10 protein-coding genes are annotated in these 16,686 nt (G+C 71.4%); 8 read left to right on the top strand and 2 right to left on the bottom strand.

The annotated features are described in order from the left end of the window. The first annotated feature begins 76 nt into the window (after positions 1–76). On the top strand, positions 77–2,659 hold the full coding sequence (locus ACQPXM_RS22930) for a CHAT domain-containing protein (protein ID WP_432936405.1): 2,583 nt from the start codon (positions 77–79) through the stop codon (positions 2,657–2,659). 24 nt (positions 2,660–2,683) lie between these two features. On the opposite strand, the gene ACQPXM_RS22925 is transcribed toward ACQPXM_RS22930, so the two are convergent. Together ACQPXM_RS22925 and ACQPXM_RS22920 are read right to left on the bottom strand one after the other, a co-directional pair. Next, positions 2,684–3,148 carry a hypothetical protein gene (locus ACQPXM_RS22925; RefSeq protein ID WP_432936403.1) on the bottom strand — a complete coding sequence of 155 codons (465 nt, stop codon included), beginning with the start codon at positions 3,146–3,148 and terminating at the stop codon, positions 2,684–2,686. Next, positions 3,123–3,752 carry an RNA polymerase sigma factor gene (locus ACQPXM_RS22920; protein WP_432936400.1) on the bottom strand — a complete coding sequence of 210 codons (630 nt, stop codon included), beginning with the start codon at positions 3,750–3,752 and terminating at the stop codon, positions 3,123–3,125. The genes ACQPXM_RS22925 and ACQPXM_RS22920 overlap by 26 nt, the downstream gene beginning before the upstream one ends. A gap of 308 nt (positions 3,753–4,060) precedes the next feature. Here ACQPXM_RS22920 and ACQPXM_RS22915 point away from each other — a divergent pair, with 308 nt between their 5' ends. From ACQPXM_RS22915 to recD, 7 genes are all read left to right on the top strand, one after another. Next, entirely contained in the window at positions 4,061–4,615 is a 555-nt protein-coding gene (locus ACQPXM_RS22915) for a hypothetical protein (protein WP_432936397.1), read from the top strand. Positions 4,616–4,640: 25 nt separating this feature from the next. After that, entirely contained in the window at positions 4,641–5,876 is a 1,236-nt protein-coding gene (locus ACQPXM_RS22910; protein ID WP_432936394.1) for a mannosyltransferase family protein, read from the top strand. A 102-nt stretch (positions 5,877–5,978) separates the two neighbouring features. Then, entirely contained in the window at positions 5,979–7,070 is a 1,092-nt protein-coding gene (locus ACQPXM_RS22905) for a LacI family DNA-binding transcriptional regulator (protein ID WP_432936392.1), read from the top strand. Next, complete coding sequence (manD, locus tag ACQPXM_RS22900; protein ID WP_432936390.1) at positions 6,973–8,193, top strand: D-mannonate dehydratase ManD; 1,221 nt, start codon at positions 6,973–6,975, stop codon at positions 8,191–8,193. Before ACQPXM_RS22905 ends, manD begins: the two co-directional genes overlap by 98 nt. Positions 8,194–8,284: 91 nt before the next feature. Beyond that, on the top strand, positions 8,285–11,593 hold the full coding sequence (gene recC / locus ACQPXM_RS22895) for an exodeoxyribonuclease V subunit gamma (RefSeq protein ID WP_432936388.1): 3,309 nt from the start codon (positions 8,285–8,287) through the stop codon (positions 11,591–11,593). After that, positions 11,593–14,886 (top strand): UvrD-helicase domain-containing protein, encoded by a 3,294-nt coding sequence (locus ACQPXM_RS22890; protein WP_432936386.1) that lies wholly within the window; start codon positions 11,593–11,595, stop codon positions 14,884–14,886. Before recC ends, ACQPXM_RS22890 begins: the two co-directional genes overlap by 1 nt. After that, on the top strand, positions 14,883–16,658 hold the full coding sequence (recD, locus tag ACQPXM_RS22885) for an exodeoxyribonuclease V subunit alpha (protein WP_432936384.1): 1,776 nt from the start codon (positions 14,883–14,885) through the stop codon (positions 16,656–16,658). The genes ACQPXM_RS22890 and recD overlap by 4 nt, the downstream gene beginning before the upstream one ends. Positions 16,659–16,686: the final 28 nt, after the last annotated feature.

Raw genomic sequence — 16,686 nt, 5'->3', positions numbered from 1 at the left:
GACGATTTCCGGAGCCGCACGGAGGCGGCGTACTAGGATCTGGAGCAGTCCAGGGAGGGGAGGGCGGGTTTTCGCCGTGGACACCACCGACCTGCACGCCCTCGCGCTCTCGCGTCCCGCCGACGCCCTGCGGCTGGCCCGCGAGGTTCTCGCGCGGTCCCCGTCCGACGCCGAGGCCGCGGCAGCCCACCAGGCGGCGGGGGTCGTGCACCGCGACTTCGGCGACATCCAGGAGGCGGTGGCCGAGCTCAAGGCGGCGTACAAGTACGCCCGCCGGGCGGCTGATCGGGACCGTGAGGCCGACATCCAGGCGAGTCTCGGGGTGGCGCTGGTGATGGCCGGCCGGACCGATCGCGGGCTGGCCATGCTCGACTCGATCGTGCCCGGCCGCACCGGGGTGTTCGCCGGGCGGATCCTGATCCGTCGCGCCTGGGTCCGGGGAGCGTTGCTCGGCCAGTACGACGAAGCCCTGGTCGATGCCGAGCGCGCGGTCGCCTTGCTGAGCGATGCCGGCGACCTGGTCTGGGAGGCCCGGGCGTTGACCCACCGGGCGATGGTGCTGCTCGCGATGGGCGCGATCGAACGCGCCGACGAGGACTACGCCCACAGTGAGAAGCTGTTCGCCAGTTGCGGTCAGCAGGCCGAGTACGCCGACACCCGGCAAGCGCGTGGCGCGGCCGCCTTCGCCCGAGGCGACCTGCCGACCGCACTGCGATACCTCGACGACGCCCAGCGGGTGGTCGAGGAGCTCGGCGTCCTGGAACCGGACCTGTACGCCAACAAGTGCTTGGTGCTGCTGGCGGCCGGCCTGTCGCGGGAGGCCCTCACCGCGATCGAGAGCGCGCTCGACCGGATCGAGCAGCAGGGCGGTTCGGCGGCACGGCGGGCGGAGCTGCTGTACTGCGCCGGATTGGCGGCCCACGCCGCCGGCGCTACGGAACTCGCCGAGAGCCGGGGCCGCGACGCGATGCTGCTGTTCCGCCGCCAGCAGCGTCCTTGGTGGGCGGCCCGCGCGGAGCTCGCGCTGCTGCAGTCCCGTTACGCGGGCGGCAACCGGACCGCACGTCTGCTGAGCAGCGGCCGTCGGGTCAGCGCCGAGCTCGACGACCTCGACCCCGACCTCGCCGCCGAAGCTCACCTGCTCACCGGCCGGCTCGCGATCGCGCGTTCCGATCCGGCCGAGGGCCGGCGCCACCTGACGATCGCGGCCGGATCCCGCAACCGTGGCCTGCGCGCCCGCGGCGCCGGCTGGCTCGCCCAGGCGATGCTGCACCAGGACGAGGGCCGGTCGCGCGCGATGCTGACCGCCTGCCGACAGGGCCTGAGCCTGATCGAGGTCTACCTGCGCACCCTCGGCGCCACCGAACTGCGCGTCCTCGCCACCGCGCAGGGTGCCGAGCTCGCCGCGATCGCCCTGCGGTACGCCGTACGACGGCGCAACGCGCGGCAGGTCCTGGAGTGGAGCGAGCGCTGGCGAGCCACCGTGCTCGCGATCCCACCGGTCCGGCCGCCGGAGGACGACGACCTCGTCGCCGATCTCGCCGCGCTGCGCAGCTTGACCCTTCGGCTCGAAACCAGCCATGACAACGGGATCGCACCCCAGCCGCTGCAGCGCGAGCGTCGCCGTCTCGAATCCGCCGTCCGCCACCGGGTCCTGCTGACGCCCGGCACCACCGGCGATCGGCCCGAGGAGTTCCGTGTCGCCGACCTGCTCGACCACCTCGGCGACCGAGCGCTGATCGAGCTGACCGACGTCGACGACCAGCTCTACGCCATCGTGGTGGCGGGTGGCCGGGTCCGTCTCGAACTGGTCGGCCCGACGTCGGCGGCGACTCACCGGCTGACCCACGCGCTGTTCGCGCTGCGTCGCGAGGCGACCGGACGCGGCACGACCCCACTCGACCTCGACGCCATCGGGACCCGGCTCGAGAGCGTCCTGCTCGGTACGGCGGTCAAGCACCTGCCGGACGGCCCGGTGGTCGTCGTACCGACCGGGCGGCTGCACGCGGTCCCGTGGAGCCTGCTGCCGTCGTTGCGTCATCGGCCGACCTCGGTGGTTCCGTCGGCCGCGGCCTGGTTGCGCGCCCGGAAAGCCGTTCCGCCGGCCCCCGGGCGGGTGGTGCTGATCAGCGGCCCCAAGCTGTCGACGGGACACGAGGAGGTGCGGCGGCTCGCGGACCTGTATCCCGACGCGGTCGTCCTCACCGACGGCGGCGCGACGGCCGACGCGGTGCTGGCGGCGATCGACGGAGCTTCGCTCGTGCACGTGGCGGCGCACGGCACCTTCCGCGCCGACAGCCCGTTGTTCTCGGCGCTGGAGCTCGACGACGGGCCACTCACCGTGTACGACCTCGAACGCCTGGAACGAGCCCCCCACCGGGTGGTCCTGTCGAGCTGCAGCTCGGCTCTCGGCGGCCCCAGCGGCGCCGACGAGCTCCTCGGCCTGGTCAGCGCGCTGATCGCCCTGGGCTCAGCGGGCGTCGTCGCGAGCGTCGTACCGGTCAACGATCCGGCCACCGTCCCGCTGATGCTCGACCTGCACACCCGGCTGCGCGCCGGCAACGAACTCCCGGAAGCCTTGGCCGGTACCCGAGCGTCGGCCACCGACAGCCGCTTCGCGCGCACGGCAGCGCAGTCCTTCGTCACCCTCGGGTGCTGAACCTCGATCACCGCCATCCTCGGGTCAGGGGGAGACCCAGCCTGTTCGGACCGTGGTGCCGGCGTCGGTGTGGCAGACGAGCTGAAACGGTTGGTGGGGAACGGGGGTGATGACGAAGAAGCCGAGTTCGTCGATGGGGACCGTGCCGAGGTCGTCGGTGCCCGTGGTCACGCGGACGGTGCCGCTGTCCGGGGGACTGAGCTGGCCGAGCAACTCGCCGGGGGTCAGTTCCAGTTCGACGCTGAGGGCGTCGGTGGCGAACGTGAGTCTGCGCAGGGTCGCGCTCTCGGTCGCCCGGGTCAGGCTCGGTTCGGGGCTGTCCCAGGCGGAGTCGAAGGTCAGCGCGGCGAGGTCCGCGTCGATCGTGCGCCAGGCGTAGGCGGCCTTGCCGGCCTCGACGAAGCTGGGCGGGATCTCGTTCGCGCTGGTCAGCGCGTCACGTAGTACCTCGAGCAGCTGGTCGTCATCGGTCCACCACGGGTCTGCCATGCTGCTCACCTCCGTCCGCTGCGATGGGGCGCTCGTCCTGGGTTCCGATCAGGGCGGCCAGGGCCGGCGCCTGACGCAGCCGGTCGAGGCAGCGGGCCCGGTTGGGACCGATACTGCCGACGGGCATGTGCAACTTCTGGCTGATCTCGCGGTACCCCGCCGGCGGGTCCTGCACGAGCATCGCGAGCAACGACCGGCACCGCGGCGACAGCTGACCGAACGCGGTCCGGACCGCGTCGTGGCGCTCGTGCCGCAGCAGCTCCTCGTCGACCGGCACCACGTCGTACGGCGTCGCGCCGGGCAGCTCCGCCGGATCGGCCGGTTCCGACCGCTTGCCGGCCCGCAACAGCCGCAGACACTCGTGACGGGTGGTCGTCGCGATCCAGCCGGGCAGCGCGGCCGGCTCGCGCAGGCCGGGCAGGTGCTCGACCAGCAGCAGCCACACGCTCTGGCCGACGTCGTCGACGTCCGCGGCCGCCAGACCGAAGCGCCGGCTGATCGACCACACCAGTGGTGCGTACCGCTCGACCAACTCGTCCCAGGCACCGCGGTCCCCGTCGCGGGCGCCGGTGACCATGCGGATGACCGCCGGATCGTCGTACATCCCGTTCCTCCTTCGGTGCCTCGGAACTGCTACTGCAGCGGAGTACGTCGTACGCCGGTTGATACAGCGGGCCGCGCCGTTCCCCGACAGTATCGGTCCGGCCGGCCGACGTGGCGCGAAGTCTCTCCCTCCCACAGACTTCCCGCCACGTCAGCGACCCCCGGTCCCGCCGGACCCCTGAACCGGCGGGGCCTCGCTAGGTCGGAGGCACCAGGTGGCGACCTTGATACATCGATCGGCCGGGATGTATTCGCGAGCCCGCTCGGACCTCCGTTCCGATGAGAGGTGCACCCGAACGGAGGCGTCAGATGACCAGAGCGCTCAAGCTCCCCATTGCACGACCGAACGCGGAACGGGACCGGTGGGCCTGGCGGCAGGTCGTCGCGGTGAACATCGCCGAAGCGGTGTTCGCCCTGGTGTCGCTGATCGCGGCGTACGGTCTGGCGGAGAGGCTCGTCGCGGATCAGGAAGCCGCCGGACCGGACGAGGTCGCCGTCCGGACGTTCGACTGGTGGATCACCGAGGTCCCGGTCACGCTGAACATGAGCCTGCTCGTCGTCGGAGCGGCGGCGGGAGCAGTCGGCAGCGTCATCCGGCAGAGCATGGCGTTGACCCACCGGTCGAGGAGTCTCCGGGACCGCTCGATCTGGTGGTACGTGCTGCGGCCGCTGTGGTCGGCCATGCTCGGATCGGTGTCCGTCATCGCCGTCAACACGGGTCTGATCAGCATCGGCGACGAGACGACGTCCAGCGCCGGGATCGCCGTACTGGTTCTCACCGGCAGTCTCGCCGGTCTGTTCACCGACCAGGTCCTGCGCCGCCTCCGCACGATCGTCGACCGGTCCCGCCCCGGGAAGAACTGACCGGAGGCGTCCGCCGAGAAGGGGGATGAGGGCTTCGGGCAAGTACCAGGTGATGACGCACACCGGTACGACGCAACGGCGCCCCTCCGCCGGCTCCTCGAGCACTCCTTCTCGGGCGCCGTTGGGTTTCGACTGGCTGACGCCGGCCGATCGCAACGTCCTCTACCTGTACGCGCTGACCCGGCTCGCGGTCGGGCTGACGGCGTACTGCGCGCTGTGGTTGTTTCCCGCAAACCCCGAAACCCGCGAGCCCGCCAAGTTCGGTACGGCGTTCGAGCAGTGGGACTGGTACCACTTCGTCGACATCGCCCGGCTCGGCTACTTCCCCGGCAGTTCGGGTCCGTGGACGGACAAGTGGGACAACCGGGAGGCGTTCTTCCCGGGCTTCCCGCTGGTGCTGCGAGCTGTGCACGCCGTGGTCCCGCACTGGACGCTGGCCGGGTTGCTGATCTCCTTCGTCAGTGGCGCGGTCGCTGTCGTCGCGCTGGCGCGGATCGCCCGGGCGTACCGGCCGGGGACGAGTGTCGACCAGGACGCGGTGCTGTTCTTCCTGCTGTCGCCCTGCGCGATCTTCCTTGCCGTGGGCTACTCGGAAACGCTGTTCCTCGCGTTCGCGCTTCCGGCCTGGCTGGCCGCCCGGCGGCACAGTTGGGCGCTGGCGGCGATCCTCACGGCGTTCGCGACGTCGGTGCGCATCACCGGACTGTTCCTGGCCGCCGCGGTCGCGGTGCACTTCGTCGTCACCGTCCGAGCGCACCGGCGATGGCGCGCCGTGCCGTGGCTGGCCCTGCCGGCGCTGCCGGTGCTCGGCTACTTCTGCTACCTGTACGCCCAGACCGGCGACTGGATGGCGTGGAAGCACGCCCAGGAGCGTGGCTGGTACCGGACCTTCACCGTCCCGTGGGACTCCTGGGCGACCACCTGGGAGTCGGGCTTCGACCACGTGCAGACCACGGGCTACGGGATCATGTTCCAGGCCGAACTGGTTGCCATGGTCATCGGTCTGGTCCTGCTCGGATTCCTGCTGCGCCGGCGCCACTGGGCCGAGGCCGCGTACATCGCGGTGAGTCTCGTGGCCCTGGGAACGTCGTACTGGTACATGTCGATTCCCCGCGCGACGCTGCTGTGGTGGCCGTTGTGGGTCGGCCTGGCGCTGTGGGCGCAGGGCAGGCCGAAGTTCAGGACCGCGTATCTGTGCCTCGCGGTTCCGCTGTCCACCGTGGTCGCCCTGACCTTCCTGACCGGCCGCTGGGCAGGCTGAGGTCTGCAAAGGGTTGCAGGCGGTGAGACCCGCTGTTGACATCGTCTGCAAACGGTTTCAGACTCGATGCCGACTCACCCGGCCGGACCGAGGAGGCGTGCGATGGCCGTCACCATTCGCGACGTCGCGAAGGCGGCGGGCGTGTCGGCGTCGACCGTCTCCCGGGCGTTGTCGATGCCGGACGTCGTGGAGGCGGCGACGCTGGAGCGGGTGACGAAGGTCGCCGAGCATCTCGGCTACCGGCCCAATCGCGCGGCGCGCGGACTGATCACCGGCCGGACCGGCAACTTCGGCCTGATCCTGCCCGACCTGGCCAACCCGTTCTTCCCGTCGGTCGTCAAGGGCATCCAGTTGGCCGCGCACCGGGCCGACTACCAGGTGTTCGTCGTCGACACCGACGAGGACGCGAGGGCCGAGCTCGGCCTGGTCCGCAACCTGGCCAAGCAGGTCGACGGCATCGTGCTGTGCTCGCCGCGGATGAAGCCGGCCGAGCTGCGCGAGGCGGCGAGCCTGGTCCCGGTCGTGCTCGTGAACCGGCGCGAGGGATCGATCCCGGCCGTGGCCGTCGACAACGCCGACGGCATGCGCCAGATCGTCCGGTACCTCGCCGGCCTGGGCCACCGGCGGATCGGGTACGTCGCCGGCCCGCGGAGCAGCTGGAGCAACCGGGCCCGGCTGAAGGCGCTGCAGGCCGAGTGCCGCGGCGACGGACCCGAACTCGTGGCCCTCGGCAACTTCGATCCCAGCTTCGACGGTGGCACCGCGGCCGCCGAGGGAGTGCTGATCTCCGGCGTGACGGCGGTGATCGGGTACAACGACCTGGTCGCGCTCGGCGTGATCGGCGGGCTGCGCGAGCGCGGCGTCGCCGTACCGGCCGACCTCAGCGTCGTCGGCATCGACAACATCGCGATGTCGTCGATGGCCGACCCCGCGCTGACCACGCTCGACCTGCCCAAGGACGTCGCGGGCCGGGCGGCGGTGGAGCTGCTCGTGCAGCTGCTCGCCGAGACACCCCCGAGCAGGCCGATCCGCGAACTTCCGACCGAACTGGTCGTCCGCAAGTCCACAGCCCCCAGGCCAAGGAGGACCCCGAACCGTGAACATCGTCGCCGCCGAGGTGATCGTGACGAGCCCGGACCGGAACTTCGTCACGCTGAAACTGACCACCGACGACGGCCTGACCGGCTGGGGTGACGCCACGCTGAACGGCCGCGAGCTGTCGGTCGCGTCGTACCTGACCGATCACGTCGTACCGCTGCTGATCGGCCGGGACGCGCACCGGATCGAGGACACCTGGCAGTTCCTGTACCGGTCGGCGTACTGGCGGCGGGGGCCAGTGACGATGACGGCGATCGCCGCGGTCGACGTGGCCCTGTGGGACCTCAAGGCCAAGGCCGCCGGACTACCGCTCTACCAGCTGCTCGGCGGTGCCTCGCGGACCGGGATCATGGCGTACGGCCACGCGTCCGGGCGCGACCAGGAGGAGCTGTTCGACTCGATCCGGCGGCATCTCGACGAGGGCTTCCGCTCGATCCGGGTGCAGACCTCGGTGCCGGGGATCGATGCCGTGTACGGCGTGATCGCCCCGGCCGCCGCGAGCGAACACTACGAACCGGCACAGCGGGCTCCGCTCCCGGCCGAAGAGGACTGGGACAGCCGCGCGTACCTGCGGCACATCCCGACGGTCTTCGAGGCGGTCCGCAACGAGTTCGGTCCGGAGCTGCCGCTGCTGCACGACGTCCATCACCGGCTGACCCCGATCCAGGCGGCGCGGCTGGGTAAGAACCTCGAGCCGTACGACCTGTTCTGGCTCGAGGACTGCACGCCGGCGGAGAACCAGGAAGCGCTGCGACTGGTCCGGAACCACACGGTCACGCCGCTGGCGATCGGCGAGGTCTTCAACACAGTGTGGGACTACCAGGCGCTGATCCGCGAACAGCTGATCGACTACGTCCGGTCCGCTGTCACCCACACCGGCGGCATCACGGCGATGCGCAAGCTGCTCGACTACGCCGCGCAGTACCAGATCAAGTCCGGCATCCACGGCCCGACCGACATCTCGCCGATCGGCATGGCCGCCGCGCTGCACCTCGACCTCGCCATCCACAACTTCGGCATCCAGGAGTACATGCCGCACGGTCCGCTGACGAACGAGGTTTTTCGTCAGAGCTTCAACTGGCATTACGGCTACCTCCACCCCGGCGATCAGCCCGGCCTCGGCGTGGAGCTGGACGAGGAAGCGGCGGCCAGGTTCCCGTACCAGCCGGCGTACCTGCCGTTCAACCGGTTGAAGGACGGCACGGTTCACGACTGGTGATCCGGGGCCCGGAGTCCGCTCGCCGGACGGTCGTCCACAGCCTGGGCCTGCCCTCCGACGGCGGGCTGGGGCGGCGTGGCATGCTTCCTCGGTGACCCTGTACCTGCATCGCGCCGAGCGCACGGACGTGCTCGCCGACGGCCTGGGTGAACTGCTCGCCGTGCCGCCGGCCGACCCGTTCGCCGAGGAGCTGGTGGTGGTGCCGGCCAAGGGGATCGAGCGGTGGTTGTCGCAGCGGCTGTCGCACCGGTTGGGGGCCGGGCCGGAAGGCGGCGACGGCGTGTGCGCCGGGGTGCGGTTCGCGTCGCCGCGGTCGCTGGTGTCCGCGGTGCTCGGGATCACCGACGACGACCCGTGGGCGGCCGACGCCATGGCGTGGCCCTTGCTCGCGGTGCTGGACGACTCGCTCGACGAGGCGTGGTGCGAGCCGGTCGCGCGACACCTCGGCCACTTCGACACCGGCTCCGAGGCCGAGTTGCGGCGCGGACGCCGGTACGCCGTCGCGGCGCGGCTGGCCCGGCTGTTCGCGGCGTACGCCGTCCAGCGGCCGAGCGTGCTCGCGGATTGGAGCGCCGGGCGGAACACCGACGGCCTCGGCAACGTGATCGACGACGACCTGAGCTGGCAGCCGGAGCTGTGGCGCCGACTGGTCGACCGGATCGACGCACCGCCACCGAACGCCCGTCACGCCGACACGATCGCGCAGCTCCGCGAGAACCCGGAGTCGCTCGACCTGCCGGCGCGGTTGTCGCTGTTCGGCCACACACGGCTGCCGCTCACGGAGATCGAGTTGCTGTCGGCGCTGGCCGAGCATCGCGACGTACACCTCTGGCTTCCCAATCCCAGCGGCGCGCTCTGGGAGCGGCTGCAGGGTGCGACTGCGGGGGAGCGGGCGAATGACGTGACGCACCAACAGGCCGAGCATCCGCTGCTGGCCACTCTCGGACGGGACAGTCGCGAGCTGCAGCTGTCGCTTGCGGCGGTGCCGAGCGTCGACAGCCACCTCCGGTCACCAGCGACACCCGACACGCTGCTCGGCTGGCTGCAGCGCGATCTGCGCAGCAACACCGTGGCCGTTGAGGGACGACGACTGGCTCCTGGCGATCGCAGCGTTCAGGTCCACGCCTGTCACGGCACCGCCCGGCAGGTCGACGTACTGCGTGAGGTGCTGCTCGGCATGCTCCAGGCCGATCCGACGCTGGAGCCGCGGGACATCCTGGTGATGTGCCCCGACATCGAGACCTACGCGCCGCTGATCAGCGCTCGCTTCGGCCTCGGCGACCTGCACACGAACGGCCATCCGGCCCATCAGCTCCGGGTGCAACTGGCCGACCGTTCCTTGACCCAGACCAACCCGCTGCTCGGCGTCGCGTCGCAGCTGCTCGATCTCGCCGGCAGCAGAGCGACGGCCAGCCAGGTGCTCGACCTCGCGCAGACCGACCCGGTACGCCGGCGCTTCCGCTTCACCGACGACGACCTCGACACCGTCACCGCGTGGGTGCGTGAGTCGGGTGTCCGGTGGGCCTTCGACCGGACCGACCGGGACCAGTTCGGCCTGGCCGGCTTCCCGCAGAACACCTGGCGCTTCGGCGTCGACCGGGTCCTGGCCGGCGTCACGATGTCCGCCGACGCACACGCCTGGATCGACACCACGCTGCCGCTCGACGACGTGGGCAGCACCCGGATCGAGCTGGCCGGGCGGTTCGCGGAGTTTGTCGATCGGTTGCGTGCGGCAACGGATCGGCTCGACGGGACGCAACCACTCGCGACCTGGCTGGAGGCGCTGCGCGACGGGATCGACCGGCTGACCCGCGTCGGTCCGGACGACGGCTGGCAGGTCGGCCAGGTGCACCGCGAGTTCGCCCAGGTCGCGGCCGAGGCCGGGCCGCTCACGGCGACCTCGTTGCGGCTGGCCGACGTCCGGGCGCTGTTGTCGTCCCATCTGGCCGGGCGCCCGACGCGTGCGAACTTCCGCAGTGGCACGTTGACGGTCTGCACGATGGTGCCGATGCGCTCGGTGCCGCATCGGGTGATCTGCCTGCTCGGGCTCGACGACGGGGTGTTCCCGCGCTTCGGCCTGTCCGACGGCGACGACGTCCTGGCCCGTCGCCCGATCACCGGCGAGCGGGACGTGCGCAGCGAGGACCGGCAGCTGATGCTCGACGCGATCCTCGCCGCCACCGAGTCGCTCGTCGTCACCTACACCGGGGCGAACGAATACTCGGGCCAGCCGCGGCCGCCCGCCGTACCGCTGGGGGAGCTGCTCGACACCCTGGATCGTACGACGGAGTCGAAGGTGCGCGACGCGGTCGTGGTCAACCACCCGCTGCAGCCCTTCGACCGCAAGAACCTGGAGTCCGGCCGGCTCGGTACGCCGGGGCCGTTCACGTTCGACCCGACCGCGCTGGTGGCGGCGCGGGTCGGCGGCGGGTCGCGGCCGCCGCGGCCGACGTTCCTGGCCGAGCCTCTGACGCTGCCGGGCGGTGAAGACGTCGCGCTCGCGGACCTGCTCGCGTTCTTCTGTGACCCGGTCAAGGGGTTCTTCCGGGCGCTCGACCTGACGCTGCCGTGGGAGATCGACGGCGTCTCGGACGCGATGCCGGTGGAGATCGACAACCTGGAGAAGTGGTCGGTCGGGGACCGGATGCTGCGCGACATGCTCGCGGGCATCCACCCGGACGCCGCGCTGCAGGCCGAGTGGCGCCGGGGCACGCTGCCGCCGGGACGACTCGGCTGGCGGACCGCGACGGAGATCCGCGACGTCGCGCGGGGCCTGGCGATCACCGCTCATCCGCACCGGCAGGGCGGGGCCACGGCGTACGACGTGGATGTGGAGCTCGGCGGTGGCCGACGGCTCACCGGTACGGTGCCGGGTGTGTACGGGTATCGGCTGGTCTCGGTCAGCTACTCGCGGCTCGACGCCAAGCAGTTGCTGACCTCCTGGATCCAGCTGCTCGCGTTGTCGGCCAACGACGAGGACCACAACTGGACCGGCCTGGCCATCGGCCGCCCGCGCAGCGGCCGCACGCCGGCGAGTCGGCTGTTCGGGCCGGTCGGACCGCAGGCTCGCGGCTTCCTCGCCGACCTGATCTCGATCTACGACAGTGGCCGCCGCGAGCCGTTGCCGCTGCCGTTGAAGACCTCCTTCGCCTGGTGCCAGGCGCGCCGGACCGACGACGACCCGATGACCGCTGCTGGCCGGCGGTGGAAGCCGGCCAACTACGACGGCGAGAACGCGGACCCAGCGCACGTTCGGGTCTGGGGGCCGAACGCACCGCTCAAGGTCCTGCTGGAGCCGACGCGTCCGGGCGAGCAATGGCAGGGCGAGCCCACCCGGCTGGGCGCCTACGCGGCCCGCGTGTGGGAACCGATGCTGCGCTTCGAGCAGGGTGCTTCCTGATGGACGGCTTCGATCTGCTGGGCCCGCTCCCGACGGGCACCACCGTGCTGGAGGCGAGCGCCGGCACGGGCAAGACCTATGCCCTCGCCGGTCTGGTCACCCGGTACGTCGCGGAGGGCGCCGCCCGCCTCGACGAGATGCTGCTGATCACCTTCGGCCGCGCGGCCAGCCAGGAGTTGCGCGAACGCGTGCGCTCGCAGCTGCTGGAAGCCGAGCAGGCGCTGGCCGATCCGGACCGGTGGCGTAGCGATCCGGGGCTTCTCGGGCATCTGGTGAACGGCAGTGCGGCCGACCTCGCCGTACGGCATGGGCGGCTGCGGGACGCGCTGGCCAACTTCGACGCGGCGACGATCGCGACGACGCACCAGTTCTGCCAGCTCGTCCTGCGGTCCCTTGGCGTTGCCGGTGACACCGACGCCGGGGTCACCTTGGTCGAGGACCTGACCGATCTCGTCGCCGAGGTGGTCGACGACCTCTATCTCGCTCGGTTCGGGGGCTCGGCGGATCAGCCGCCGATCACGCGCGCGACAGCACTCGAGCTCGCGCTGAAGGTGGTCGGCAACCCGCACACCCGGCTGGTGCCGGAGAAGTACGCCGAGTCCTCTCCCGAAGGGGTGCGCGTCGAGTTCGCGCTGGCGGTCCTGGACGAGGTGGAGCGCCGCAAGCGCCGTCTCGGTGTGCTCGGCTACGACGACCTGCTGACCCGGCTCGCCGAGGCGCTGCAGGATCCGGCCGCGCCGGCGCGGCGGCGGATGCAGCGTCGGTGGTCGGTCGTGATGGTCGACGAGTTCCAGGACACCGACCCCGTGCAGTGGAAGGTGATCGACGCCGCCTTCAACGGCTCGAGCACGCTGGTGTTGATCGGCGACCCGAAACAGGCGATCTACGCCTTCCGCGGCGGCGACATCGCGACGTACCTGACGGCGGCGGCGACCGCCGGACAGCGGCGGACCCTCGGGACCAACTGGCGCAGCGACCAGCCGCTTGTCGACTGCCTCCAGGTCGTGCTGGGCGGTGCCCGGCTCGGACACCCCGACATCGTCGTCCACCCGGTCGCCGCTCATCACCAGGGCAGCCGGCTCGCGGGCGCACCGTGCGACGCGCCGTTCCGGCTCCGGGTCGTACGCCGCGAGCAGTTCGGCTCGTCGTCCCGCAAGAGCATCCCGATGGACGAGCTGCGCGATCACATCGCCCGGGATCTGGCGGCCGACATCGGCCGGCTGCTCGCCGCCGGTCCGGCGTACGGCGAACGGCCGCTGCGCGCGGGTGACGTCGCGGTGATCGTCGAGGCGCACAAGGACGCGCGGGCCTGCCGGGAGGCGCTGGCCCAGGCCGGCATTCCCGCGGTCTACTCCGGTGACCTGGACATTTTCGCGTCGCAGGCGGCCCAGGACTGGCTGTGCCTGCTGGAGGCGTTCGAGCAGCCGCACCGCTCGGGGCTGGTCCGGGCCGCGGCGACGACGATGTTCTTCGGCGAGACCGCGGCCAGCCTGCACGCCGGCGGCGAGGAGCTCACCGACCGGATCGGCCTGACCCTGCGGGCCTGGGCCGACCACCTGCGGGCTCGCGGTGTCGCGGCGGTCTTCGAGGCCGCGCAGCTCAACGGGATGGCGGACCGGGTTCTGGCCTGGCGTGGCGGCGAGCGCGACATGACCGACCTCGCCCACCTGGCCGAGCTGCTGCACGACACCGCGCACCGGGAGAAGTTCGGACTGCCTGCGCTGCTCGACTGGCTGCGTCAAGAGTGCACTAGCAAGGGACGTACGGCCGAGCGCACGCGCCGGCTCGACAGCGATGCCGCCGCGGTGCAGATCATGACGGTGTGGGTGAGCAAGGGGCTGCAGTACCCCGTCGTCTACCTCCCGTTCGCCTTCAACCGGCACATCTTCGACGAGGAGGAGCTGCTGCTGTTCCACGAGAACGGCATCCGCAGCCTGGACATCGGGGGCAAGGGCAGGGCCGAGTACCGGGCGAACGAGAAGCGCTGGCGGGCCGAGGTGGCCGGTGACGACATCCGGCTCACGTACGTCGCGCTGACCCGCGCCCAGTCGCAGGTCGTGGCCTGGTGGGCGCCGTCGTGGGACGAGGTCAACGGCGGCATCTCCCGGCTGCTGCGCGGCCGGAAACAGGGCGAGGCGGTGGTGCCCGACCAGCTGGACCGGGCCACGTCCGACGACGAGGTGCTGATCTGGCTGCGGCGCTGGCAGCAGGCCGGGGGACCGGTGGTCGAGGAGTCCGCGATCGCCGAACACGTCGAGCCCCTGCCGGAGCAGTCGCCCGGTGGGCTGACGATCGCGCGCTTCTCGCGTGAAGTCGATCTGCAGTGGCGGCGTACGTCGTACTCGGGCTTGATCCGCGCCGCGGAGCAGCAAGTGGGCGGTGTCGGCAGCGAGCCCGAGGAAAGTCAGCTCGAGGACGAGGCGGTCGACCTGGTGCCGGCGCCGACGATCCCGCCGCCCGACGCGCTGCCGTCGCCGATGGAGGGTCTGCCGGTCGGCGCGACGTTCGGATCGCTGGTGCACGCCGTGCTGGAGGAGGCCGACCCGCTGGCGCCGGACCTGCATGCCGAGCTGGCCGCGCGGATCCGGGACCAACTTCCGTTCTGGCGCGTCGAGGTGACGCCTGACGAGTTGGCGACGGCGATGCAGGCGATGCACGACACGCCGCTCGGCCCGCTGGTGCCTGGTCTGACGTTGCGCGATCTCGGCCGCGGCGACCGGCTTCGGGAGCTGGACTTCGAGATCCCGCTGGCCGGTGGCGATCGTGCGTCGGTGGATGTGCGGCTGTCCGAGCTGGCGCCACTGCTGCGAGCACATCTGCCGGCCGACGACCCGCTGCTCGCGTACGCCGAACGACTCGAACAGCCCTTGCTCGGCGGGCAGAGTCTACGTGGCTACCTGTCCGGATCGATCGACGTCGTACTGCGGGTTCCGGACGGCGACAGCCATCGGTTCGTGGTGGTCGACTACAAGACGAACCGGCTCGGCGATCCGGAGCAGCCGGCCACTTCCGCGGCGTACGGGCGGGAGGAGCTGGGTGCCGCGATGCTGCACTCCGACTATCCGCTGCAGGCGATGCTGTACTCGGTCGTGCTGCATCGCTATCTGCGGTGGCGGCTGCCTGCGTACGACCCCGAAACGCATCTCGGGGGTGTGGTCTACCTCTATCTGCGCGGGATGTGCGGCCCGGAGACACCGGTCGTGGACGGCCATCCGGCCGGGGTGTTCAGCTGGCCGTTGCCTGCGGCAATGGTTGTCGCGCTGTCCGAGCTGCTCGACGGGAGGGCGGCATGACCACGACGGTCGACGAGTTCGACTCGACGCTGGCGCTCGGTGCCACCGGGATTCTGCGGGACTTCAACACGGCCGGCGTGCTGCTGGCCGCCGACGTGCATGTGGCGTCCCGGCTCACGGCCATGCTGGGGGAGACCGACGAGCGGGTCGCGTTGGCCTGTGCGCTGGTGGCGCGCGCCGTACGGGCCGGGTCGATCTGCCTCGATCTCGCCTTGGTGCGCGACGAGGTCGGTGAGGACGGCGCCGAGCTGGACTGGCCGGTGCTCGACGAATGGCTGACGGCACTCAGGGCGAGCCCGCTGCTCGCGGCGCCGTACCCGCTGCGTCTCGAGGAGACCCTGCTGTACTTCGACCGCTACTGGCGTGAGGAGGAGCAGGTCGAGCAGGACCTTCGCCGCCGGGCTCAGCGGCTGGAGCCGCGGATCGCCAACGAAGGCGTGTTGCTCGCGGGGCTCGACCGGCTGTTCCCCGGCAGCTCGTACGTCGAGCAGCGCGCCGCGGCGCAGACCGCGGTCCGGCAGTGGACGACCGTGCTGACCGGCGGCCCGGGCACTGGCAAGACGACCACCGTCGCCGGCCTGCTGGCGCTGCTCGCGGAGCAGGCGGAGATCGCGGGGGAGCGGCGCCCGTGGATCGCGCTGACCGCGCCGACCGGCAAAGCCGCGGCCCGGCTCGAGGAAGCGGTACGCCGGGAGATGTCCGACCGGCTGTCTGCAGAGGACACCGCGAGGCTCGGCGATTTCCATGCGCGGACGTTGCACATGCTGCTCGGGCGGCGACCCGACTCGTCCAGCCGGTTCCGCCACGACCGCGACAACCGGCTGCCGCACGACATCGTCGTCGTCGACGAGACCTCGATGGTGTCGCTGACGATGATGGCGCGACTGCTCGAGGCGGTACGGCCCGGAGCCCGGCTGGTGCTGGTCGGCGACCCCGACCAGCTGGCCTCGATCGAGGCGGGCGCCGTGCTGGCAGATCTCGTCGACGGGCTGGTGTCCGGCGGGCACATCGAGGCCGCCGAGCTGCGCACCTCGCACCGGTTCGGCAGCGAGATCGGCGAACTGGCGTTGGCCGTGCGCGAGGACCGGGCCGACGACGTCCTCGGCGTACTGCGGGGTGGTGGCGACCGCGTGCACTTCGTCGAGGAGGACGACCCGCGGGAGACCTTGCGGGCGGCGATGCTGCCCGACGTACTGGCGATCCGGGAGGCTGCTGAGGCCGGTGACGCCGATGCCGCACTGGCGGCGCTCGACCGGCACCGGCTGCTCTGCGCGCACCGGGAAGGTCCGTGGGGCGTGCAGCACTGGAACCGGACCGTCGAGCGGTGGATCACCGAGGAGACCGAGGATCCGCTCTGGGACACCTGGTACGTCGGCCGGCCAGTACTCGTGACGGCCAACGACTACGCGCTGGGCATCTACAACGGTGACGTCGGGGTGACCATTCGCCGGCCGGACGGTTCGCTGCGCGTGTGCATCGACAGCTCCCGCGGGCGCCGCGACTTCGCCCCCAGCCGGCTCGGCAACATCGAGACGCTGCACGCGATGACGATCCACAAGGCCCAGGGCAGCCAGGCCGCCGAGGTCACCGTCCTGATGCCGAACGAGGAGTCCCGGCTGCTGACCCGGGAGCTGTTCTACACCGCGATCACGCGCGCGGAGAGTCGGGTCCGCGTGGTCGGAACCGAGGAGTCCGTCCGCCTCGCCCTCAGCCGCCGGGCCCTCCGCGCCACCGGCCTCCGCCAGCGGTTGGTAGACAGCTCGCCTGAATGATTGTCGGCTTCGGCCAACGATGCCCGCG

Source organism: Kribbella sp. CA-253562, assembly GCF_050942265.1.
Taxonomy (GTDB): Bacteria; Actinomycetota; Actinomycetes; order Propionibacteriales; family Kribbellaceae; genus Kribbella.
This window is presented reverse-complemented; position numbering and strand designations above follow the sequence as displayed.